General features: G+C 47.7%; 18 protein-coding genes. 4 read left to right on the forward strand and 14 right to left on the reverse strand.

Annotation, left to right across the window (positions count from 1 at the left end; all coding sequences use genetic code 11):
• The first annotated feature begins 2 nt into the window (after positions 1 to 2).
• On the forward strand, positions 3 to 1,223 hold the full coding sequence (locus tag NC980_RS12370; protein WP_190375303.1) for a saccharopine dehydrogenase NADP-binding domain-containing protein: 1,221 nt from the start codon (positions 3 to 5) through the stop codon (positions 1,221 to 1,223).
• Positions 1,224 to 1,484: 261 nt separating this feature from the next.
• Here the strand turns inward: NC980_RS12370 and NC980_RS12375 are convergent, their stop codons facing one another.
• The 4 genes from NC980_RS12375 to NC980_RS12390 form a co-directional block, all read right to left on the reverse strand.
• Positions 1,485 to 2,081, reverse strand: a complete 597-nt coding sequence (locus tag NC980_RS12375) for a hypothetical protein (protein WP_199298373.1) — start codon at positions 2,079 to 2,081, stop codon at positions 1,485 to 1,487.
• 551 nt (positions 2,082 to 2,632) lie between these two features.
• Complete coding sequence (locus tag NC980_RS12380; protein ID WP_190375304.1) at positions 2,633 to 3,277, reverse strand: hypothetical protein; 645 nt, start codon at positions 3,275 to 3,277, stop codon at positions 2,633 to 2,635.
• A 650-nt stretch (positions 3,278 to 3,927) separates the two neighbouring features.
• On the reverse strand, positions 3,928 to 5,031 hold the full coding sequence (locus NC980_RS12385; protein ID WP_190375305.1) for a catalase family protein: 1,104 nt from the start codon (positions 5,029 to 5,031) through the stop codon (positions 3,928 to 3,930).
• A 143-nt stretch (positions 5,032 to 5,174) separates the two neighbouring features.
• Positions 5,175 to 5,438 (reverse strand): hypothetical protein, encoded by a 264-nt coding sequence (locus NC980_RS12390; protein WP_190375306.1) that lies wholly within the window; start codon positions 5,436 to 5,438, stop codon positions 5,175 to 5,177.
• Positions 5,439 to 5,992: 554 nt separating this feature from the next.
• On the opposite strand from NC980_RS12390, the gene NC980_RS12395 reads away from it, so the two are divergent.
• The gene (locus NC980_RS12395; RefSeq protein WP_190375307.1) at positions 5,993 to 6,610 is read left to right on the forward strand and encodes a hypothetical protein; all 618 of its coding nucleotides are present in this window, start codon (positions 5,993 to 5,995) and stop codon (positions 6,608 to 6,610) included.
• An 11-nt stretch (positions 6,611 to 6,621) separates the two neighbouring features.
• Here the strand turns inward: NC980_RS12395 and NC980_RS12400 are convergent, their stop codons facing one another.
• Genes NC980_RS12400 through NC980_RS12420 form a run of 5 tightly spaced genes read right to left on the reverse strand, consistent with a single transcriptional unit; the run spans position 6,622 to position 15,313 of the window.
• Positions 6,622 to 9,066 carry an acyl-CoA dehydrogenase gene (locus NC980_RS12400; RefSeq protein WP_190375308.1) on the reverse strand — a complete coding sequence of 815 codons (2,445 nt, stop codon included), beginning with the start codon at positions 9,064 to 9,066 and terminating at the stop codon, positions 6,622 to 6,624.
• Between the two features lie 24 nt (positions 9,067 to 9,090).
• The gene (locus NC980_RS12405) at positions 9,091 to 10,266 is read right to left on the reverse strand and encodes an acetyl-CoA C-acyltransferase (protein ID WP_190375309.1); all 1,176 of its coding nucleotides are present in this window, start codon (positions 10,264 to 10,266) and stop codon (positions 9,091 to 9,093) included.
• Between the two features lie 10 nt (positions 10,267 to 10,276).
• Positions 10,277 to 12,523, reverse strand: a complete 2,247-nt coding sequence (locus tag NC980_RS12410; RefSeq protein WP_190375310.1) for a 3-hydroxyacyl-CoA dehydrogenase/enoyl-CoA hydratase family protein — start codon at positions 12,521 to 12,523, stop codon at positions 10,277 to 10,279.
• Between the two features lie 19 nt (positions 12,524 to 12,542).
• Entirely contained in the window at positions 12,543 to 14,396 is a 1,854-nt protein-coding gene (locus NC980_RS12415; protein ID WP_190375311.1) for an AMP-binding protein, read from the reverse strand.
• Between the two features lie 47 nt (positions 14,397 to 14,443).
• Positions 14,444 to 15,313 (reverse strand): alpha/beta hydrolase, encoded by an 870-nt coding sequence (locus NC980_RS12420; protein WP_190375312.1) that lies wholly within the window; start codon positions 15,311 to 15,313, stop codon positions 14,444 to 14,446.
• 1,168 nt (positions 15,314 to 16,481) lie between these two features.
• Between NC980_RS12420 and purT the strand changes: the two genes are divergently transcribed.
• Together purT and crtL are read left to right on the forward strand one after the other, a co-directional pair.
• The gene (purT, locus tag NC980_RS12425) at positions 16,482 to 17,696 is read left to right on the forward strand and encodes a formate-dependent phosphoribosylglycinamide formyltransferase (protein ID WP_190375314.1); all 1,215 of its coding nucleotides are present in this window, start codon (positions 16,482 to 16,484) and stop codon (positions 17,694 to 17,696) included.
• A gap of 46 nt (positions 17,697 to 17,742) precedes the next feature.
• The gene (gene crtL / locus NC980_RS12430) at positions 17,743 to 18,972 is read left to right on the forward strand and encodes a lycopene beta cyclase (protein ID WP_190375315.1); all 1,230 of its coding nucleotides are present in this window, start codon (positions 17,743 to 17,745) and stop codon (positions 18,970 to 18,972) included.
• 33 nt (positions 18,973 to 19,005) lie between these two features.
• Here crtL and NC980_RS12435 read toward each other — a convergent pair whose 3' ends face one another.
• The 5 genes from NC980_RS12435 to NC980_RS12455 all read right to left on the reverse strand — a co-directional run bounded on the left by NC980_RS12435 (position 19,006) and on the right by NC980_RS12455 (position 23,640).
• Positions 19,006 to 19,599: a hypothetical protein gene (locus tag NC980_RS12435; protein WP_190375316.1), complete on the reverse strand. Its 594-nt coding sequence runs from the start codon at positions 19,597 to 19,599 to the stop codon at positions 19,006 to 19,008.
• A complete protein-coding gene (locus tag NC980_RS12440; protein ID WP_190375317.1) occupies positions 19,596 to 21,779 on the reverse strand; it encodes a peptidase domain-containing ABC transporter in 2,184 nt (727 codons plus the stop codon). Before NC980_RS12440 ends, NC980_RS12435 begins: the two co-directional genes overlap by 4 nt.
• A 10-nt stretch (positions 21,780 to 21,789) precedes the next feature.
• On the reverse strand, positions 21,790 to 22,833 hold the full coding sequence (locus NC980_RS12445; protein WP_190375318.1) for a hypothetical protein: 1,044 nt from the start codon (positions 22,831 to 22,833) through the stop codon (positions 21,790 to 21,792).
• Positions 22,834 to 22,923: 90 nt separating this feature from the next.
• Complete coding sequence (locus NC980_RS12450) at positions 22,924 to 23,229, reverse strand: Nif11 family protein (RefSeq protein WP_190375319.1); 306 nt, start codon at positions 23,227 to 23,229, stop codon at positions 22,924 to 22,926.
• 105 nt (positions 23,230 to 23,334) lie between these two features.
• Entirely contained in the window at positions 23,335 to 23,640 is a 306-nt protein-coding gene (locus NC980_RS12455) for a Nif11 family protein (RefSeq protein WP_190375320.1), read from the reverse strand.
• Positions 23,641 to 23,856 lie beyond the last annotated feature (216 nt).

A 23,856-nucleotide genomic window follows, 5' to 3' on the forward strand; every position in this document is an offset into this window, starting at 1 on the left:
TGATGTCTGAACGTTCCTATGATGTTGTTCTGTATGGTGCAAGTGGATTTGTTGGCAAACAGACCGTGCAATATTTTGCCAGGTATGCCACTTCTGAATCGGTACGCTGGGCGATCGCAGGGCGAAATCGTCAAAAGTTAGAAGCAGTTCGAGGTGAAATCGGCGTAACTGTGGATGTGCTAGTTGCTGACAGTCACGATCAGCAGGCAATTGATGCGATCGCATCTCAAACACGGGTCGTTCTTACCACGGCTGGCCCCTTTGCACTTTACGGGAATGCCCTGGTGGATGCGTGTGTGCGACTCAAAACGCACTATGTTGACATTACCGGAGAAACGCCTTGGGTGAGAACGCTCATCGATCGCTACCATGCTCAAGCCGCACTCGATGGCACCCGCATTATTCCCTGCTGTGGCTTTGATTCTGTCCCATCCGATTTGGGCACTTACTTGATTGTTCGCTACATCCAACAGGTATTGCATCTGCCCTGTCAGCAGGTGAACGCTTACTTTCAGGCGTTTGGAGGCTTCAATGGAGGCACACTAGCGTCTGCGTTCAACCTCTATGATTCACGAGGGCTAACACAAATGAATGAACCCTTCTTGCTGAATCCATCTCAAAATCAGACTCAACCTCAGATCGAGCGCAATCGTGACCCACAACTTCCCTCTTTTGATCCAGATCTCAACACTTGGATTGCTCCCTTCTTTATGGCACCTGTCAACACCCGCATTGTTCGTCGGAGTTGCGCTTTGCTTGAGGAGTGGCAAGAACCTTATGGTGCCGATTTCGCCTATCAAGAGTATCTCAAACTGGATGAACCCCTGGCAGGGCTGAAAGCAGTTGGTTTGACGACAGGGTTTGCGCTATTGATGGGAGCATTGCAGCAATCTGCTCTACGATCGCTGATCCAACCGATTTTGCCTCAGCCGGGAAGTGGGCCCTCTGAGCAAACGATGAACGAGGGATGGTTTTCTTGTGAATTAGTCGGCACTGCATCTGATGGACGCAAAGTGCGAGGCATCATTCGAGATCAAGGCGACCCTGGCAATCGAGCGACTGTCAAATTCGTCTGTGAAGCTGCTTTGAGCCTGGTGCTTCAAATCGATGAGTTACCTGGCGGTTTGTCGAGAGGAGGCATTCTCACGCCAGTGACAGGTTTAGGGAATGTTTTAGCAGAACGATTGCGCCGCGCTGGGATGACGATCGCCATTCCTATCTAATTTTGCGGTGTTACTGAATGAAAAGATGAATTAGCTTGGCATGGGTACATCCCACAATTTGATACCAGATTGATTTGTGGATGCGACAGATTCTCGCCCCCTAAATCCCCCAGAATGGGGGACTTTGAGTATGATCTATCGCGTTTGCGAAGCAAGTTCCCCTTCGGGTAATCGCAGTTCCAACAAAAAGGAGCCAGGGATCAGTTTCTGGCTCCTCTAAATAATGTAAGTGTGCGATCGCGGTGCTCTGGGTGTTCGCGCTCACTCTTTGACTTTTGGTTTTTCAGCTTCTTTGTCTTTCTTCTTGCCTTGTTGGGCAAACCGTTGCTTCATCTCGGTCATCATGGCTTCTAGGCTTGCCCCTTGACCACTGGCTTTGGCATAGCGATAGGCAGACAGGGCATCGTCGTAGACTTCTGAACCGATTGCGGTCGCAGTCGCGTTGACCAGATCGAGCAATCGGGTGAGGGCAAGCGCGATCGTAGAGAGATCATCGAAGGTTGCCAAATCGCGTTGATACTGGTTCACATCAAAGGAGCGCGGCAAGAATTCTGGGTCTTGCAGAATCACTTCTAGGACTTTGCCCGCAAAGCTGCGGTTTTTGTCGCCCATGCCGGAGAGCGATCGACGTTCTTCTGCGGTGAGATCGCGCAAGGGGGGTAACTTGTCCCGCAGTAGTGTGAGCAGTTGCAGAATTTCATCGCGGTTGATTTGACTCAAGGAACTCATGTCAGCAGACAGAGAGGTTTCAGATAGAAAGGTGACTGGGGTGGATGTGGTTAGCGCAGAGCGCAACTTCGCAGGAACTGCAGACCCATTGCCATTACTTGTACCATTGGTGCTTTTTCTCGTGGACATACTGTAGAAGTTGATTGCGAGACTGCTTTCAGCTTGCCCAGGTGCGATTGCGGAAAGAACATTGCTTAGCAGATTGCAGGGTTTACAAAGGGCGAGGCTTTGGTGCGACTTTGATCAGAAAGGCTTTGCCAGTGAACTGGGCTCCCATTGGAAGTAAACTCTACTCACTTTAGAGATCACTCTCACTCACCTCGGCAGTGAACTGGACGCATGTTGGAAGTGAACTGGTTTGACTTCAGCAATAAACCGGATTTAGGACAGGGGTGAACTGAGTTAGTTCCAGCATTGAACTTTGCTGATGCGGGAGGCAAACTGACCTTTTTTCCAGAAGCGATCTTAATTCAGTTCAGCGGTGAACACAGTTCACTTCAGCAGTGAACCTCACTGACTCTAGGAGCAAAGTGACCTCATTCTCGAAGTGACATTCACTCAGTGGAAAGTGGATTTTTAGAAAGGTGGGGTGCGATCGTTAATACGCTCTCGCTCACCGGACGCAAATAACATTCGTAACTCAACCAACAAATTTGGAACGTTCCGGTGTAGCGCCGTTGTTATGCCGTTTGGCTTCTCTCAATCATGTACTCCAAGTATTTCAGTACTTGTGGTGTTATCTCTAAAACTCGCTTTATTTCTTCTATGGTTGGTGGATTTCCTGTACCCCACTCAAAGAAGAACGTCGAAGATCTTATAAAGTTAAGATCATTCTTAAATTGAGCAGTAATCAAACCCCTGTCACCCATGAAGTCAATCATGCTAGTGAGTGATGGAGCGTCTCCAAGTTGCATTCCTTGAGCTTTACATATTTGCCGAGTTAAAGCTCTCAAGGATAACCTGTAAATTATGAGTTTTGACCAAACATCCCGCTCTGGGCTTTCTGCTCTCTTGAGTAGCCCCTCTATGTATCTAGCATTGCCAGTCTCGTTAATCAGTTGAATGTCTTCTGCATCCTTCTTGACCTCAAGAACCTGAATATCAATACTCTGTTTCAAAGTTATACCTTCCTTACCTATGATTAACTCGCTTATCCGATCTCCTAATGTCGCAAAAGTTAATAGCCCTAAAATCGCTACAAGTTGCCAGTCTAAAATTGCGTTACTTTTATTAAAAATTCTATACGCCACATCAAGAACAAGAATTATATAAATAAACAAAATAAAAGCTTGTTTAGTTATAAAGGCTTGCTTAATTTTATTCATTGATCAAACACTAACCTCAAAAATGTAAATGTCGCTTACCAAGCAGTTTTTCGTGCCATTTTACTTCCTAACACTAATAACCCGCTATAGGGTGGGATCTAGAAGGAACTGGCGGCATAACTTGTTATTGGACGGAATGTACTCTCCTCCATTCTGTCTATCTCTCCCAATTAGATGGATTAGACAGAAAAAAGCTCCATCTAATGCCTCAAGTTGATAGATTAGACGGATTGACTTCTACATTACACCCTCAAGTTAGAGATTAGGCAGAGTATCTTCTGTATAAAGCATCCGTGCAGCAAGATATACAGATTGACGTCCGTATGATATCCCTGCCCCCAAAGGTCATTCTTATTCCTTTAGAAAACCTTCATGTTTAACCCTGAAGTAACCCATTGCACTCTTTCAATACCCTTCCAAAGCCACCCTTGATCCGCTAAAGCTGATTCACGGACTCCCAAAGCTGATACCTGAGTTCCAAAGCTCAACTCACGGCACCTCCTATCTTAGCTGTCGATCGCATCACTCGCTTTTGCAGTTTCCTAACTTTGAATGTGTTCTTTTCAAGGTCGTCGGAGTTTGCAGGATTGCTGTTACAAGAAAGTCCAGATGCGATCGCCAATCAAAGTAATCCCTCGAAGGCATCCTTTCTAATCGGGCATCTCCTCAATACTACGTGGCTCTCCCTTCGGCTGTTGGTTCATCTCATGGCGGTAACGACTCGAAGCTTCATACACCTCCTTACGAAGGCGCTGAATTGCTCCTAGCGGTTGATGCTCGGCAATGGTATGCCAGGGGCTGAAAGACAGTACCTCATCCACATACACTTGACGGGCTGGACTATAAGCTTCCTGCATCCCAATCGTGATTTTAGCGATCGCTTGATAAGGACTATCCTGCTCTAACCAGCGAACCGAAGTATCCTCGATCGGCATGGTCTTCAAATTAGTGCAAAGCTGGACACGCAACTCATACTCAGCCGACTGTTCTCGAAAGAACTCCACAATCAAATCGCGCAGAGTAGAAGCACTCTGCATCTCAATTCTTTTGTCGATCAGCATCTGGAGACTTGCAGAGAGGGGAACTGCGCTTAACTTAGCAACGTAGTCTCCATAGCGCAGGGCAGCAGAGGTATAGTACGTCTCTCCTAAAATATGAGTTTCAGGTTGCGTAATTCCCAATGCAGTCGGATAAAGGTTGATGCCTACTTTCTGAGTGACTGCATTCACTATGCGGGCAGTCAGTCCTAACAGTTGTTGCGCCTCCTCTGGAGCACTGACCACTACCTTTTCCTGAAGCAACTGTTCAGGGAGAAAGCGAGCAAGATTCCCTGACGGAAAAACCGGACTGCTGAGCATCAGAAAATCTTGAGTCACAGCATCGGGTTCAGTAGCAAGAAGCTTCGGCTCTTCTACACCAATCACCTTAATTGCCATGCCCCGAAAGGTCGAAAGGCTATCCGGTAGAATATCACCCGGAACACTTGAGAAGCGAATCATCACTGGATAAGTGCGGGGTTCGCGGAACAACCCTTGAGCAAGATGAGTAGGTAAGTTGTCGTAAACTTGCAGTTCCCCCTTCAGTCCGCCATGGCTTTTCGCATGAGCGCCGCGCATGGCATGACGATGTTTGTCGAACACCTTTTGTCCTTGCCGAGCAACGGAGTCCATAATTTGGCGGATGAGTTTATCTTCATCCGATTGCTTGACTTCTACATCGTGGGAGTAGCGAACGTATTGATTTGAGTTGGTCATTCAGCAAAGAGCCTGGGAGGTGAATTCAAACGGTAGCCGTCTAATCATTCGCAACTAGGCTCACTTTCTTCATCCCCCTTATGTCAGACATCAGACATCAGACATCAGATGTCTGATGTCTGCAATTCGATATCGCCAGCCTTTTAGCGCGCAACAATCCACCCGTAAGTCAAAACGCCCAATCCCAAAACGCCCACGATCGTCTCTCGCTGCTCATCCCACAGCCGACGAACTCCGCTGAAAAAATGGCTGAACGCTGCTCGTCGCGATTGCCCCAACTCTGTCATCAATCCTTTAACTTTGGCATCGACTTCTTCAATCGGGACTTCCCCTCGTTGGTAAGCGGCTTCGAGTTCATTCAGTTTGTGCCAGTACTCATGCGTTGCTTCTAACAAATTCGGATTCATAAAATGAAAGGCGTTATATAAACTTTTGTAAAGCCTAACGCACTTGATTTAGCAGCTTGGTCTGTAATTGGGCAGAGCTATTGTTGTCGATCGGTAGAATTGAGTCTAAAAACCGTTAGCGATAGCGACATGAACTAAGTGCAAAACGATACTGAGAACAGCTACACCAGCGATTTTTAATTGGCAAGAAATCGCTTGCGAATGCTGCACCATTTCCTTGATATTCCGGCAGTGTAAAAGCATCGACCTAAATGCCATCGAATCGCGCCGATTCTGACGATCGCATTAAGTCTGCAAGTCTGCTTCTGCTTGCGTTATCCCTCCGAGCAACGATAGTGACATACCAACTTCAATGAAGGGCATAAATTAATCTTGCGGTTCCTAAAAGTCCTTTACAATGATGGATAGCTTTGCATCTCCTCTGCTTTAGCTGTATTAACTCAGAACATCACTGTTCTTCACACTGATTATCAGAAGCCTTTTGTAAATATCTCTAGTTGGGGCTTTATCATGTGCATTTTTGGGAGAATTTTGCGAGGTTAGGAGGCCAACCCATGTCCACAGCCTTAAAAGTCGCCATCATTGCGGCGCATTTTTTTATCTATTTGGTGGCTGCCATCAATATTTGGATCTTTTCTCGACGCAGCGAATTTTATAGAACCGTCGTTAAGTTGAGATCACTACCGCTGATCTACTGCGGGTTTGCCTGCTTTGCGATCTCTACGTCCTACGAAATTGCTGAACACATTGGCGATGACTGGCTCTACAAAAGCCACATTTCTCCGCTTAACCACCTGTTCTACACATTTACTACAGCAGGAATATGTCTGATTGCACTGGGACTGAGAAAATCTCGGCTCCTGGATGTCCTACTCATTGCTAGCCTGATTGCTGTACCTTTGAGCTATGGGGTGAACGACAGCAAAAGTCTCATGCTACTCATTTCGCTCATTCCTACAATCATCTTTGTCTACAACTGGTACGTAGTGATGCGAGATTGGCGGGTCTTTTTGTTTCTACTCTTCTCCAATGTGTTTGCCCTAGGATTTGGCGTTGCTTTGATCGCGACCGGTCAGCAAGCACTCCATATGTTTGTGGGACCTGCTTCTGCAATTGGACTTTTGATTTTGGGCTATGTAGCCTGGGTAAAACCTAAGCGCCTTGGAAGCTAGACGGCAGCTGCTTACATGAGTGAAAGTTTAGCGGAATCTGCGGTCTTCATGTGCGAAGAGAAACTGCTTGCGAATGCTGCACCATTTCCCTGATATTCCGGCAGGGTAAAAGCATCGACCTGAATGGCATCGAATCGTGCAGATTCTGCCAAACGCATTAAGTCTGCTTCTGCTTGCGTGATCACTCCGATTTTCAGCGCTGTCTCGACTAATGTTTCTCCTTTTTCTTGGGATAACTGTCCTGAGCGGCTTGCTTGCTTGACCTTCTTGATCACGGCTTCAGCCTGCTCACAAAGCCGAAATGCTTGCTCTAATCGTCCCAATGCTTCATCAGAATGCGTGGGAATGTAAACGCCAGCCGTGAGCCGGTCACGACTTTCTCCGGTCGTTTGTAATGCTTGTGCAACTTGACTTCCGAGTGTATCAGTCGGAATGGTGCTGAGCGGATTGATTCTAACGAAGCTCAGGAGAATTGATCGGGCGATCGTCGGAATTGGCAAGTTCGCTAGAATCCCTTCTAAAGCTTGTTGCATTTGAGCAAAGCTATAGTTCATTGCCCATTGTACAAAGATCAAATCTGCTGGCTGCTCTCCTTCGGCTGCAAATCGTCTTAATGCTGCCATGCTAAGATACATCCACGATAGCCAATCCGCCAGCCTTCCGGTCAGTTTCTCATGGCGTTTGAGCGAACCCCCCAAACCGATTAACAAAAGATCAGTGAGAAACGCAAACATAGCAGAAGACCAAGCCAGCTTTTGATAGTAGCGCTTTGTGAATTTGGTTCCGGGTACTAGAGCAAGATAGCCACGAGATAAACTGAGTAGAATTGATCGAGCTTTATTCCGAACGATCGAACCGATGTGTTTCCACAAGACTTGATCAAATGCGATCGCATCTCCCGCTTCAATTGCTATCACTTCCGCATAGAGATAAGGATGACAGCGAATCACACCTTGTCCAAAGATCATCAAGGTGCGTGTGAGAATGTTCGAGCCTTCAACCGTGATCGGAATCGGCATCGCAATGTAGAAGTTTGCTAGGAGATTTCTTGACCCGCGACAAATACCTGAGCCGCCAAGAATGTCCATGCCGTCGTTGACTAATTTGCGCGTGATTTCGGTGAATTGATACTTCGCGATCGCAGAAACAACCGCTGGCTTTTCACCCGCATCAACCGCACCCGCTGTATAGCTTCGAGTCGCATCTAGTAGATAAGTCAGTCCGCCAATTCTCGCGAGCGGTTCTTCGATGCCTTCAAATTGACCAATCGATCGACCAAATTGCTGTCTGACTTTGGCATAATCACCTGTGACGCGAGTAACTAACTTCGCAACTCCCGTACAGCTTGCCGGAAAGCTAATGCCTCGCCCTGCCGCTAGGGTTTGCATGAGCATCTTCCAGCCTTGTCCAGCTTGCTCTACACCTCCAATGATTTGATCAATTGAAACAATCACATCTCGACCTTCAACCGGGGAATTGTAGAACGGAACGCCCATCGGATCGTGTCGTTTGCCTAGAATCATGCCCTCTGTATTCGCTGGAATCAGAATGCAGGTAATTCCGACCTCTTCCCCTTTGCCGAGTAGATTGTCTGGGTCATAGAGCTTAAAGGCGAGTCCGATTAAAGTTGCGATCGTGCCCAAGGTAATATAGCGCTTGCGGAAGTTCAATCGCACCCACAATTGACCCTCATCTCCTCGAAATACAATGCCTTTAGCAGTGATACTTGCGGCATCTGATCCAGCAGTGGGTTCGGTTAAAGCAAAACAAGGAATTTCGTCACCCTTTGCAAGTCGAGGGAGGTAGTAATCTTTTTGGGCTGAAGTTCCATAATTTAGCAATAGCTTAGCGGGACCGAGAGAGTTCGTGACACCAACCGTTGCAGTATAGATAAACGATCGAGAAGCAAGTTTTGCCATCACACTGCTATAGGCAAAGTTCGAGAATCCCAAGCCGCCATATTCGATCGGGATCATCATGCCAAAGAATCGCTCCTGCTTGAGATAGTCCCACACTGCGACAGGTAAATCCTTGCGCTGATGAATGTCCCAATCTGTTGCCATTTGACAAACTTGCTCAACGTGCGTATCCAAGAATGTCTGCAATTCGGGTGTGACTTCAGGATAAATAGCCTGATTCATGCGTTCAAAATCCGGCGCGCCTGAAAAGAATTCTCTTTCAATCCAGACGGTTCCAGCCTCGATCGCGGCACGTTCCGTGTCCGAAATTTTAGGGACACGCATTACTTTCATGATTGGTGTTGTTAGCACTCGTCGCCGAATTTGAGGCACTGCTAGAATTAGCCCGATCGCAGCATAAATGCCCCAGAGCCAAAGGGATGCATTGAAGATAAAAAGCGCGATCGCGCCATATCCTAACCACATCCAAAGCGGCACACCGATAAATCCGAGCGTCAGTAGCAAGACAATCAGGAGTGCAAATTGTAAGAGAAGCATAGTTTATTCTCCGAATCAGAGGCGCTACAGACTTTCAAATACTGCCGCCGCGCCCATTCCACCACCGACACACATCGAAGCCAATCCGTAACGAACACCTCGGCGTTTCATCTCATGTAGTAAGGTTGCTGTCACCCTCGCTCCCGTACATCCCAAAGGATGTCCTAATGCGATCGCGCCTCCATTCACATTCACAATCTCCTCGTTCAGCCCTAACTTGCGAATCACGGCTAAGGATTGTGCGGCAAATGCTTCATTTAACTCAATCAATCCGATGTCTTCTAATCCCAGACCGACTTGCTGTAAAACCTTAGGAATTGCCAAAACCGGCCCCATGCCCATGACTTCAGGCGGAACACCTGCAACAGCAAATCCTAACATTCGTCCTAAAGGCTGAAGCTTGAATTCTTTCAGCTTCGCTTCACTGACTAAAATCGTCGCTGCTGCACCATCCGAAGTTTGAGAAGCATTTCCGGCTGTGACTGTTCCTTCTACCCGAAACACCGCAGGTAACTTTGAGAGCGCTTCTAGACTGGTATCTGGTCTCGGCCCTTCATCGGTTTGCAGAATACTTTCCACAACTTCAGGCTTACCATCCTGGTAAACCGTTTCGTGGATGGGAACCGGAATCAACTCATCGTGAAATCGCCCTGCTTGCGTCGCTTGAATGGCGCGTTGATGCGATCGCAGTGCAAACGCATCTTGATCGGCGCGAGAAACATCATACTGCTGTCTGACGTTCTCTGCGGTCGCTCCCATGGTGCAATACACCTGAGGGAGTTCTGACATCAAAGCTGGATTCGGTAACAAATCATGCCCGCCCATCGGAATTAAGCTCATCGACTCTGCACCACCCGCAACCATTACCGCTGCTTGTTCGGTCACAATTGCTTGATGTGCCAGTGCGATCGCTTGCAGTCCCGATGCACAAAATCGATTTACGGTTGCTCCTGCTACAGAGTCAGGTAATCCAGCCCGTTGAGCAATCACTCGCCCTAGATTGAATCCTTGTTCTGCTTCGGGAAAGGCACACCCAAAAACCACATCTTCAATCTGACTGAGATCGAGATCAGGAACTTTTTCGAGTGCGGCTTTGAGAACGATCGCGCCCAAGTCATCGGATCGCATGTTCCGCAGCTTTCCGCGGGGTGCTTTGGCGATCGCAGTTCTTACACTACTAACAATATAAGCAGGTTGCATAATGTTCTCCTCAATTGCGGAGCGGCTTTTTCGTTTTGAGCAAATGTGCAATTCGTGCCTGAGTTTTTGCTTGATGCAGCAGCGGCACAAATGATTCACGTTCGAGTTGTAATAGATAATCCTCAGACACAAAGGCAGGTGCAGTTAGTTCTCCGCCTGTCATCACAAACGCTAATCGAGAGGCTAAATAGCGATCGTATTCACTCGCATATCCAGCTTGTTCAAACACATAAGCCGTATGTTCTAACGCAGCTCGTCCGGCTTGTCCAAGTACGAAAATTGAACAGTTCTGAGCAGGTGGAACATAGCCAATACGATCGAGATGTAGGACTTCTGCTTTTGCAACTTCTAATCGATGTTCTCCATTGATTAAAATTCGTGCATCACACGGCAAGAAACCTAGCATTTGTGCTTCTGCGGCACTGGTGGAAACTTTAGCTGTAGCGATCGTTTCAAACGCAGTTCTCAAAAAAGGTAGAACCTGGCTTGGCGTTTCTGTTGCAGACCGTTCTGCGGCTCGACTGACCATTCGCATCAGTCCCCCCGCCCCCGGAATCAATCCCACTCCAACTTCCACCAGTCCAATGTAGGTTTCAGCCGCTGCAACAACGATCGGGCAAGCCATAACTAACTCACAGCCACCTCCTAACACGCGCCCCTGAATTGCTGCGACGATCGGCTTCGGTGAGTAGTGAATTCGCTGAAGTAATCCTTGGAACCCTGAGATTAAAGTTTCGATCGCGCTCCAGTTTCCGGTTTGTGCGATCGTTGCCATCTCTACGAGATTTGCTCCGCCTGAGAAATGATCGCTATTGTTCCCGATCACTAATCCTTTGTAGTCGGTAGTCTCTAGCATTGATAGCGCCACTGCAAAGCCTTCGAGCACTTTGTTGCTTAGTGTATTTCCTTTCGATCGAAATTCGTACAATAGCACTCGATCGCCCATGTCTAACAAAGCAGCTTCCGCATTCTGCCAAACGGGTTGTTTCTCCTCAATCACAACGTTTGGATAAAAAGAGGGTTTAACCCAATCAGGCACTGTCATTTGTGCAGCTTGCATATCTGCTAACACCGGTTCAAATTCGAGCAAATCCCAAAGTTCAAACAGCCCGATCTCCCAACCAAACCCCCAGCGCATAGCTCGATCGACTTCATGCGGATCATCGGCAATCTCAGGAATCCGATGTGCGCCATAGTTCAGCATCTCTAATGTGCTTTGTCGGAAGAAGTCTCCAGCGCGTCCCGGACTGGTGTAAAGCCTGCGGATGCGATCGTGCAAAGGTAAAGCGTTAATCTGATCCAATTCACCCAAATTCAATGGCTGAGCAGGTTCATAAGCAAACGTTTTCGGATTGATCGATAAAATCTGTCCCTGCTGCTTTTTATAAAATCCCTGTCCACTTTTCGCGCCTAATGTCCCAGTTGCAACCATTTTTCTCAACACATCCGGCACACGGAACATCTCGCGATGCTCATCCTTCGGTGCAGCTTGGTAGAGATGATCGGCAACTGCGACTAAGGTATCTAGCCCAACTAAATCTGCTGTCCGAAATGTGGCTGATTTAGGTCTACCAATCAGGGTTCCGGTTAACGTGTCGATTTCTTCGATCGAATAACCTTGCTCAGTCCAAGCCTTCAATCCCAATAGCGTGACAAAGATGCCAATCCGATTTGCAATAAAGTTCGGTGTATCTTTGGCAATCACCACGCCTTTTCCTAAGTACAACTCAGCAAACCATTTCATGCGATCAAGGACTGCCGCATCCGTGTCGTGAGTTGGAATTAGTTCTAGCAGTTTTAGATAGCGCGGTGGATTAAAAAAGTGGGTTCCTAAAAATCGCTTGCGAAATGCTTCTGAGCGTCCTTTAGCAATCCAGCGAATCGGCAATCCACTGGTATTTGTCGAAACAATCGTTTCGGGCTGAATAATTGATTCTAAGCGTTCCATTAACTGTTGCTTGATTTGCAAATCCTCAACCACTGCTTCGATGACCCAATCAACCGAACGCAGTCGATCGAAATGCTCATCAAAGTTACCCAGTGTAATTTTTCTTGCAGTCTTTTCCGTAAATAAAATCGGTGGCGATAGTTTCAATGCCTTCTTAAACGCACCTTCAAGGACATCATTTTTCGCTCCAGTCGGAGCAGCAATATCTAAAAGATGCACAGATAATCCAATATTTGCCAGATGTGCTGCGATCTGACTTCCCATCACACCTGCGCCTAATACTGCGACTGTTCGGAATGGTTGAAACATAAGATTAAAATTCTCCCGATTAAGAGGTTGTAAATCGAGGATTCAGCGATCGAGCAAAGGTTGGACAAGCTTCAACCGCAAGGATCGGACAGTCTAACTCTTGAAGATTGAAGTCTGAAGCGTCTTGAGTCTTATCTTCACTGTACAACAATCGAATTTCTTTGGTCAGTTCAGTTAAATTCGTCGCATCACTGATTAATCGAAACCGCTTCACGGCTGCCCAATAAGGCTGATGGCAGTTCGCTTCATCGACGATCGCGCTCATCAATCGCTGCACACAAGGATGCTTAAGTAATGTTGCTGGATCGCCTACTAATTTCTGATGCTGCAATGCTTCAATGTTTGGAACAATCAGCACTCCACACACCTTTTGTCCTGCTCCAACCACGATCGCATCTTTCACCAACGGCGATCGTTTTAATCGTGCCTGAATCGGATGCGGTGCAACATACTTTCCATTCGCTAACTTAAACAGCGCTTTTTTCTGTCCGGTCACTTGCAAAAATCCATCGGTTGACAACGTTCCTAAATCTCCCGTATGTAGCCAACCTTCAGGATCGATCGCTGCTTCAGTTGCTTTAGGATTTTGATAATACCCGCGCATCAGATAAGCTCCCCGCACTAGAATCTCGTGATCAGGCGCGATCGCGACTTCCACGCCTTGAATCACTTTCCCGACTGTTCCAGCACGATTCGCACGATCGCGATTACAACTCACGACTGCACTTGCCTGTGTCAACCCATACCCCTGATAGATATCAATGCCCGCTGCCGCAAACACGGTCGCTAGCTCTGGCTTCAACGCTGCCCCACCACAAAGCACATACTTTAATCGATTTCCAAACAGCGATCGCCACCGTGACAACCCAAACCGAGCTACAAATTTCTGCAATAGCGGATCAATTCTTGACTGTCCAAGCTGATGTCGTTTTGCTAGCTGCAATGCCAGCTTAAATGCAATTCGTTCCCGCTTAGAAGTCAATTTCTCCGACTGTTCCAACGTTTTGCTATAAAGCCGCTCTAGCAATAAAGGAACAGTTGCCAGAATCGTGGGCTTGACTTCTTGCAGATGTTTAAACACGCGATTGGCAGTCGAGAAATAAATCGTATGTCCATAGTAAAAATGACCATAAATCAGGCATCGAGCGAACACATGAGTTAGGGGCAGAAATGAAAGAGAAATTTCTGCTGTTCCCCATTGCAGCCGCGATAAAGCTGCGAACGCAGCCAAGGCATTTCCAGCAAGGCTTTCATGCGTGAGCATGACTCCGAGCCATTCTCCATCGGCTCCAGGGACATACACGATCGTTGCTAAGTCTTGCGGAGAAAGCAATCGATACAGCATATTGACTCGATCAATCGAATGCGTCACGCAACTGATTTGATCAAACGAGTAGAGGCGCTGTGGATCATTGGATCGCCAGTTTTCGGGAACTTCAGCTAAAAGAATATATTTCAGCGGATCAAGGTAAGGTAGCACCTGCTGAAGCAAATCTAGATTTGAAACGATCAACGCCCTTGAGCCGCTTTGTTTCAAAATTAAAACAATCGTTTCCGGGGTTTGAGTCAGATCAATCGGGACATCAATCAATCCGGCGATCGCACATGCCATATCTGCGATCGCAAAGTTCACATCACTCGACATTAACAACGCCACTCGATCGCCCCGCATCAATCCGAGATCGAGCAAGCCTAGCGCGAGGGCTTCCGCCTGCATTTGAAAAGCTCGATTCGAGAGCGATCGCCATCCTGCATCTGTCCATTGATTCAATGCAGTTGCATTCGGGCGCAGATTGCAGGCATCTGATAACAATGATGGTAAAGTATGTCCTAACAGAGCGGTTTCTGGATTAAGTTTCTCAGCATCAATCATCGTCTCCAAGAAGAAAATAATTCTTCTCCTCCATCAGTGAATCACGCTCAAGCTTCAGTTAAAAACGGTTGACAAGTCTTTGCCCCAATCAAATGCCGTTTCAACCAGTTTTCGAGATCTAAAAACACCAGTTCATAGTCCGTATCCACGAATAGATCGTGATAACTGCCCGGATATTCCCGATGTTCTTTATCTGGAAAAATCACCTCTTGGAAAAAGAGACGACTGCCTTCAGGCAAAGTGACCCGATCGCTACTTCCATGCAGAATCAACAGCGGAATTTTCAATTCAGACGCATGACGATAAATCCAGCGAACCGTTGAGAAATACTCGGTTGCAAGTCGAGCGCTGCCATACTCATGCCGCAACGGGTCTTGTCGATAAGCTTCGACGACTTTTGGATTGCGTGATCCAACATAGTGGTGAATCCCAAGCCGTAAGCTAAATCTCGGCACAAATCGCGACATCAATCGCCCGATCGCGAGTTTCGTGCGAGAAACGCTGACTTTGCTCAATGCAGGAGCCGTCACAATCAAGCCTTGAATTTCGTCGGGAGAGCGCAGGACATAATCCAGCACGATCGTTCCCCCCAAGCTATGTCCCCATAGAATGAGCGGGCAACTTGTACGCTGCGATCGCACAAAGCGCAGAAAGATGCGTAAGTCTTCTCGAAACTCCGCCCAAGCATTGATATGTCCTCGTTGTTCCGCCGATCGTCCATGCCCACGTAAATCGAAAGCATAGACTTCATAGCCTTGAGGGAGTAAATACTCCACCGCAGTCTGAAACACATTACTGTGTCCACCCAATCCATGAACTAACGTTACAACTGCCTGACTCGGTTTGTCAGGATGCCAACTTTGATAATAGAGATTCACCCCCTGCCATCCGGCAAGAGTTCCTTCTCGATGTTTCATAGCATTTAATCCTTATCTCACAGGTCACTTTTGTAGGTGAAGCGCGAAGCAATGATCCTGAGGCGATCGGGTTAAACTAATTCAAATTGAGAACAATATTACTTGTTATCGTATTCAGTACAACTTTACATATCTCCAAAATCGCTCATAGAATCGTTAACTTCACTTTAGTTAATTAGACAGTCACCATCAAGTTTCTGAGTTAATTTTTAACAATTGTCATCGGATTTACCCTTTGATATAGCCTAAATCAACCGTCAACGGTGGCAGGTAGTGGTGTTCTAAGACTGTTTGAATTCTGCAACACGCCTCAGACCATTGCTCAAACGGAATGCTTAGAAATGCGTGGTGAATTGAATCATAATTTAACTTGCTAAAAACTAATTAACGATCGGATGCACTGTTAAACTCCGACTGCTGTAAAGCTGTGTGAGCTGATGTTCCTCTACTCCACATTCCATAATGTTCAAGATGATCCCTTTTGAGCTATTTCGATCGCTTTACTCACCTGAAGGATCATTTTTGATCGGCAGCACGATCAGGAGACTCATCCTGTCGTACAGTAACGATCAATGTCCTCACTTTGGTTACTAAAACCATGCTCCAGCTTGATCAACCTGCACTGCAAGCTCGCAATCGATTACTCGTAATGTTCGTACTGCTCTGCGTTCTGGATAGTGCCTTAGTGATCCTGGCAAAGGATCGATGGGCGATTGGTCGCATCTTATTTACGCTTGTCGTGATGTACTTTGTTCTACAAGGACGAAAATGGGCAAAGTGGTTGCTGATTGGAATTTGTAGTGTGCTGGTTGTGCTTCTAATTGCAATGGTGGTGGCACTGAGTTCAAAGCTTTCTACTGCTCTGCTAATTGGGAGTTTGATCCTGTCTGCTCTTAGCGCAATGATTGTGATTTATATAATCAGGAGCAAAGATTTAAGTCGCTATTTCGCCCACAAAAGGCAGTCTCACAAAAGGCAGTCCCATCTCTTAGATTAGCCTGACAGCCTGCAATTTAAGAGTGTCTCCAGCCATTGTCGATCGCGCTCGGAAAGCGTAGCAAACCTCAGCACCGATCTAATTCTGCTCAAACCGTATGCGGCGATTGTCCACTGACCTCCCCCTTTACTAGATAATGAAGAGAAAGCAAACCTTCTTCAGTGTTTCATCATGACCGATCTGTCGTCTTGGGGTACATCCCTGACCCCCACTGCTCAACGGCTTCTTTTGCTTGGCTCCGGCGAACTGGGCAAAGAAGTTGCAATTGAAGCCCAGCGTCTGGGGTTAGAAGTCATTGCGGTCGATGCCTATGCAAATGCGCCCGCGATGCAGGTCGCCCACCGATCGCATGTGATCAATATGCTGGACGGAGCGCAGGTGCGGCGGATTGTTGAGCAGGAAAAACCGGGGCTGATTGTGCCGGAAGTCGAGGCGATCGCTACAGCGACCCTAGTTGAGCTGGAACAGGAAGGCTGGCGAGTCATTCCCACTGCGAAGGCGACTCAGCTCACCATGAATCGAGAGGGGATTCGGTGTCTAGCCGCCGAGGAGCTAGGGCTGAAAACCTCGCCCTATCGCTTTGCTGAAACAGAAGTCGAATACCAGCAGGCGATCGTAGAGTTGGGCTTACCCTGTGTCGTTAAACCTGTTATGAGTTCCTCCGGCAAAGGTCAGAGTACCGTCCGCACTGAGGCAGAAATTCAACCTGCCTGGGAGTATGCCCAAGCCGGGGGACGCACCAAAGGCGGGCGAGTCATTGTCGAAGGATTTGTCCCCTTTGACACCGAGATTACCTTGCTGACGGTTCGTTCGGCTTCTGGGACTCACTTCTGTCCACCCATTGGTCATATTCAGATGGGTGGTGACTACCGAGAATCTTGGCAACCCTGCGCTCTGCACCCCCAGACTCTAGAACGGTGTCAGGAGATTGCCGAGAAGATTACGACCGCCCTTGGAGGATGGGGCCTCTTTGGCGTTGAACTCTTCATTCAAGGAACTAGCGAAACAGCACAAACCGTATACTTCAGTGAAGTCAGTCCCCGTCCCCACGATACCGGGATGGTGACTCTGATAAGCCAGAATATGTCTGAGTTTGAGTTGCACGTGCGAGCCATCACCGGGCTTCCGATCGGCGAGATTACCCTGATCCAACCGGCGGCATCGGCTGTGATTCTAGCCAATACAGCGGGCGATAATCCCCGGTTTAGCGGAATTAGCGAAGCACTGCAGATCCCAACCAGTAAAGTCCGTCTGTTCGGCAAGCCTCGCGCCTATCGGAATCGTCGGATGGGGGTTGCTTTGGCGCTGGGCAATACTGTGGAGCAGGCTAGAGAGCGAGCGAAAGCAAGCGCGGCGGCTGTCACAGTTTTAGTATCGCAGGCCTGAATTATATTGAAGTAGCTCTGTTCCGGGAAGTGGAGGTTAGATTTTGGTGTTTGATGCTTTAGTGATTGGCTCTGGACCCGCAGGACTGGCGATCGCTGCCGCGCTTTGTGATGAAGGGTTAAACGTTGCAGGTTTAGCGCCCGTCCCGCCTCCGGTTGCGTGGTCAAACACCTATGGGATTTGGTGCGATGAATTAGAGCCGATGAACTTAACGCATCTTTTGAGCCACCGTTGGCAAAATAGTGTGGCTTATGCAGCTCAACAAAAAATCGCGCTTGGGCGAGAATATGGCTTATTCGATAACGTCAAACTTCAAAACTACTGGTTGGAACGCTGCGATCACGGCAAGATGGTTTGGCATCAGGGTACTGCTGCCGCCCTGGAGCATTTCGCCGATCGCTCTTGTGTCACAACCCCAGAAGGAATTGCTTTATCCGCCAGAATTGTGGTTGATGCCAGTGGGCACAAACCTGCCCTATTAAAAAGACCCAAAAGCGACCGCATCGCTTACCAGGCAGCCTACGGCATCGTCGGCAGATTCTCCTCGCCGCCGATCGAATCCCAGCAGTTTGTCTTGATGGACTATCGGGCAGATCACCTGTCATCTGATGAACGAAAAGCGCCTCCTACCTTCCTTTATGCGATGGATCTGGGAAATGATGTCTTTTTTGTAGAAGAGACTTCATTGGCAAACAGTCCTGCTGTGACGTTTGAGGTGTTGCAGCAGCGGTTAGAGAAGCGGCTTGCCTTTCGGGATGTGCAGGTGAAAGAGATACAGCACGTTGAATACTGTTTGTTTCCCATGAATTTGCCGTTACCGTCTCTCGAACAGTCAGTAATCGGGTTCGGTGGGGCAGCGAGTATGGTGCATCCTGCATCCGGGTACATGGTGGGTGCGTTGCTCCGACGTGCGCCGGGGGTCGCGAACACAATCGCCCACGCTGTTGAAAATCTGAACAATCCTCCCGCGAGAATTGCTACATCTGCATGGCAAACGCTGTGGTCAAGCGATGAGACGCGTAAACGCACCCTTTATTTATTTGGCTTAGAGAATTTGATGCGATTTGATGAGCAAACGCTACAGGCTTTCTTTGCTTCCTTCTTTCAGTTGCCACGATCGCAGTGGAGCGCTTTTCTGGCAAATACCCTTTCTACGCCTGAAATGTTGCAAACGATGATGAACTTATTTGGTCACACCACCCATGAAGTTCGCTGGAATTTAATGCGCTCTGCCTGGAGCGATCGAGCGTTGCTTTGGAAAGTATTGGTTGGGTAAGAATGAGGTGTAGGTTCTGACTCTATACCAGATTCAGAACCACCCATTTCGACGCATCACATATTCTAAGATTGTTTCCTCACGAGCTAGAATGCTCGCTTTTACCTTCATGCCTGATCGAATTGAACAAGCTCGACTAGCAGCTTGCACAACTTTGACGGAGTTGCGCCGCGTCAAAGAAGTTGCTGACGGTCGAATCGTAACTTCAAAATAGCTAGGTTGAGCAGTTTTTTCAGCATTGCGAGGTGCGATCGAAACTTCATCAGAGGATAGCGACTGAACTGTTCCTTTTAGCAGTCCATAGTCGGAGTAAGGACAGGCATCCACCCGCAGTTGTACCGCCTGACCCACCGCCACGCCATAGCGATCTTGGGCTGCAATATAAGCTTTGATTCTTACAGGAGAGGGCCTCTGACCTGCGCTCCGCGTTTTCTGCTGCACAACTGTTCCCTCAGCTTTGATCGCAACGCTGTACTTAACGGTTGCTGCTAGAGCGATCGCAACACTCAACAGTCCCAGCAATATGAATGCACCGAATTTCAGCGATCGTGCAATGGGAGGAAGAAATTCGTCACTGTAAGCAGGTCGTAACCCATTGTATTTTTCATTTAATTGTTCCTGGGTCATCGGAGGACTCCATTCATCAATTCGATACTTTTTTCAGCAGGAGATAAAAACTCTAGATGACTGCCTGGTGTGGATCGCAAGCGATTGAGTGAGCCTTGCAGTTTGAGCTTGCCTTGCTCTAAAAACACAATCCAGGTTGAGCGATCGATGACCTTGGAACGATGGCTAATTAAGATAGTCGTCTTACCAGTTCGATGCAGCAGGAGGCGATCTAATACTTGCGACTCACTGACTGGATCGAGTCCAGAGGTTGATTCATCTAGAATCAAAATCGGCGGATCACTTAACAAGGCGCGTGCGATCGCGAGTCGTTGCCGTTGCCCTCCAGAAAGATTGGCACCAAACTCACCCAACACCGTTTGGTATTTATCCGGAAGTTGACTGATAAATTGATCGGCTTCGGTAATGCGGCAAGCTTGCACAATCTGCTCAAAGGTCGCCTGAGGAGCCGCAAGGCGGAAATTTTCTAAGATAGAGCGACTCCAGAAATGGGCATCTTGAGGCACTAAAACAATCTGTTGCCGCACACAGGCGAGCGATAGATCTTGCAGATTGTATAAGCCGATGCGTAAGTTGCCCGATTGCACTGGATAGAGTCCGGCAATCAGTTTTGCAAGCGTACTCTTGCCGCAACCTGATTTGCCGATGAGCGCGATCGTTTGCCCGCCTGGGATAGTCAGTGAGAAATCTTCTAATAGCTCTAGCCGACCCGGATAGTTAAATGTGAGATGGCTACAAACAATATCTGCTGTGGGCGAGAGCGTTGCAGCAGGTTTTTTAGACGCATCAAAATCTTCAGGAGTGGCTGCAATGACTTCGGTTAAGCGCTGCACACCTGTTTGTGCCTGAACCAAAGCATGAATGACTCCAAGCAATGCAGCAATAAATGCGAGGAAATTAGTGTTCATGCTATTAAAAGCAATGAGTTGCCCAATAGTTAGTTCATTCGCAATTACAAATGAACTGCCAAACCAGAGTAAGATGATGCTACTTACAGCAGAGACAAAACCAGAGAGTGCGCGATTAATTATTCCAATTTGAAGTGTCCGAAATGTTAGATTTGCGAGTCGCCCGAATCGGCTTTGCAATTCATCCCAAAATTGAGGAGCAGCATTGAGCGTTCTCAGGGTCAGTGCCCCTTTGAACGTTTCGACAAGAATCCCTTGATTTTCTGCTTCCAGCACCAATAGACTGCGCGTTTTCTCCTGTAACAGTGGAACTAACATCACCGTTGAAAGAATCATGACTACCGCAAGACCCAAGGCAACGGCTGTCAGTTTTGCACTATAGAGCAACATTAATCCCAGAGAGACGATCGCAATAAATAACTGGCTTGGCAACCCCACAACAATTTGACCCACGAGTTGATTAATCTCTTGAATATCGCGCAAGCGGCTCACAATTTCTCCACTCCGCCGAGTTTCAAAATACTGCAAAGGTAACCGCAACAGTTGCCGACTAAAATCTAGCACTAGCCCCAGTTCTAGCCGCTGAGTAAAGTGAGCAATCAGCAAGGACTGAATGTATCCTAAACTGCTGCTAATACAGTTGAGAACAATGACTGCGATCGCGACGATCGCGAGCAGTTTCAAGTCCCCTCGCATCAACACATCATCAGTAAGAATCTGCATCAGGAACGGAGCCGAGAGCGAGAGAATGCCTAAAAAGAGATTCGTCACTAGCACTGTTGCAATCAACTGGCGATGTTCCCAAGTATTTTTGAGAAAACGATTCCAGCCCCCTGTTGCATCATCGGACTGCGCCAAGAAAAGTTCTAAATCTGGCTCTAGCAGTAACATCACTCCATCAGTCCAGCCCGATCTGAGTTCGGATTGGGAAAGATAGCGAATGCCTACCGCAGGATCGGCAATGACAAATCGCTTGCCGCGCTGCTGGTACAGCACCACCCAATGACACCCCTTCCAATGCACGATCGCAGGCAAGGGAAATGTTGCGATCGAGCGGAGCGATTCGGGTTGGACTTGAACAGCTCGTGCTTTGAATCCTAGCGTTTCAGCACCCCGTTTTAAGCCCAAGAGCGTTGTTCCCAACTGTCCTGTCCCAACCGCTTCCCGCACATGTGCAAGAGTGAAAGTTTTGCCGTAGACTTTGGTGATCGAGGCAAGACAAGCGGCTCCACAGTCTTCCTGGCTATGCTGACGAACGTTATAGTATTTCATAGATTGAAGCTCAGGCAGAGAGGGGGACGCTAGCATCGAACCAATTGTGACCAAAAGCAAGATATGCCTTGGCATCTAGTGGCTGTTCAGGTTGATAGCTCAATTTAATATGGCTAACGCTGCGCCAGAAAATGCTGTGTGCTTTACCCCGCAAGAATAAATCTCCCCACATGAGGTTGGTGGGTGCAGCATCGTTTTGAGGAATGTTTTGAGAGAGACCAGTCCATTGTGCGATCGCAGCTTGTTTCTCCAGGGTGCATAGTTCTTGTCCAACCAGATAGTCTAGAAATTGTTGTTGTCTAGGGTGCGGCGAGGGTTGACGATTAAAACACTCAATACCAATTTTTGGCAAGATTTGTTCACCTACATCGAGATCAAGGATTGCAACAGAATCGACTCGTTCCAGTAGATTTGAAATTAATGCTGTAAGACGGTTTGTAGAATCATGCCAGCCAATCTTGGTGAGATACTCTGGGATTTGCTGGAGCCGAATTCCGCTTACAACAACGCGAATTGCCTGGTTGGGACGAGATAACATTGCTCCTAAATGTTCAATTCGGGCATTGGCGGGCAAGGCATGAGCGCATCGGGTGAGATTTGCAGCAATGCTAGCGGAAATAGTGTGTTCTGGAAGGCGGTGAGCTAACTTAACGAGCGATCGCGCATCTTTAACAGTATCGCTGAGAGATAGAAATAGGCAGGGAATGGGAACTGATGCAGGAGGGCGATCAAGGTCAAATTCTAACCAAATGTGTTGCAGTTGATCGTAGAGTTCAGAGCTGGGTTGCACCCAGGCTTGACAGAGATTGTGCAGCGATCGCCAAGCAGAATGAGCTAGAAACGCTTGCGGTAGCGGCAACTTCAATCGAGGAAATCTGACTAATAGATCTACAACAGGTTGGGCAGTTCCTAAACGTGACTCAAATCCCGCAAGGGAAAAGGGTGGAAGCACTTTGGATAATGCTCGAATATTAGAGAGTGCTGAGTCAGAAACCAACTCCGACGGGAGATAAGGAACGACAACATTTAAATAGTCTTCCATAGAGCAGGGCATAGGTCAGATCCTCTTCGATTAAGTCTCCAATAGATAGGCAGGTTTCTTGGGAAGAGAACGAGGAGTAGATACCCCTCGATCTTCGATCGATTAGTTTTCGCGGCACCAACCAAACAAACTTGTCCAGCCCCGACCATCACAGCCTCCGGTATAGGCAGCTTGCAATCCTCCGGCAACTGCTTCTAACTCTTCGTTGCAGAGATCTCGCACTTCTACCGTTTGACCCGCAGAAATCTGTTTTTCTACATCAGCAGTGGTGAAGCTATAGCCTTTTTCTGCTCCTAGCTCAACCATGAGTTTTGCAAATCCTGCTTGATCAGCCGTAAATTTTAGTTGCTCTTGAATCGTCGAGTCGTTCAGAAGAACTTGATTGAATTGTTCTAGGCTCTTTGCCATGATGAAACTCCTTGTACAGAATGGGTATGTCAGTCAATTAGATAAACAAGCTTCTTGGGGAGAAAGGAAAGATCGAGGGATATCTACTGCTCGATCTTCGATCGATTAGTTTTCGCGGCACCAACCAAACAAACTTGTCCAGCCCCGACCATCACAGCCTCCGGTATAGGCAGCTTGCAGTCCTCCGGCAACTGCTTCTAACTCCTCGTTGCAGAGATCTCGTACTCCTAGCGCTTGACCCGCAGAAATCTGTTTTTCTACATCAGCAGTGGTGAAACTATAGCCTTTTTCTGCTCCTAGCTTAACCATCAGCTTTGCAAACCCTGCTTGGTCAATTGAAACCTTCAGTTGCTCTTGAATCGTCGAGTCGTTCAGAAGAACTTGATTGAATTGTTCTAGGCTCTTTGCCATGATGAAACTCCTTGTACAGAATGTGTGTGTAAGTGAATATCGAAACGTTTGAGTTGCAGATGGTTTTTGTCTGTTGCGTAACCTCTTGGCTTCGATGCTTTTAACAATAGAGAAGGAAAGGGAAGAACTAGAGGAGATAATTCAGTTAAAAAGAGTAGTTCTGGGGGAGGCAATAAGCTCCGAAAGCACTACCGCAATAGAAAACCCGAATAGCTT

The sequence above is a fragment of the Leptolyngbya sp. AS-A5 genome (assembly GCF_039962495.1).
Lineage (GTDB): Bacteria > Cyanobacteriota > Cyanobacteriia > Leptolyngbyales > Leptolyngbyaceae > Leptolyngbya.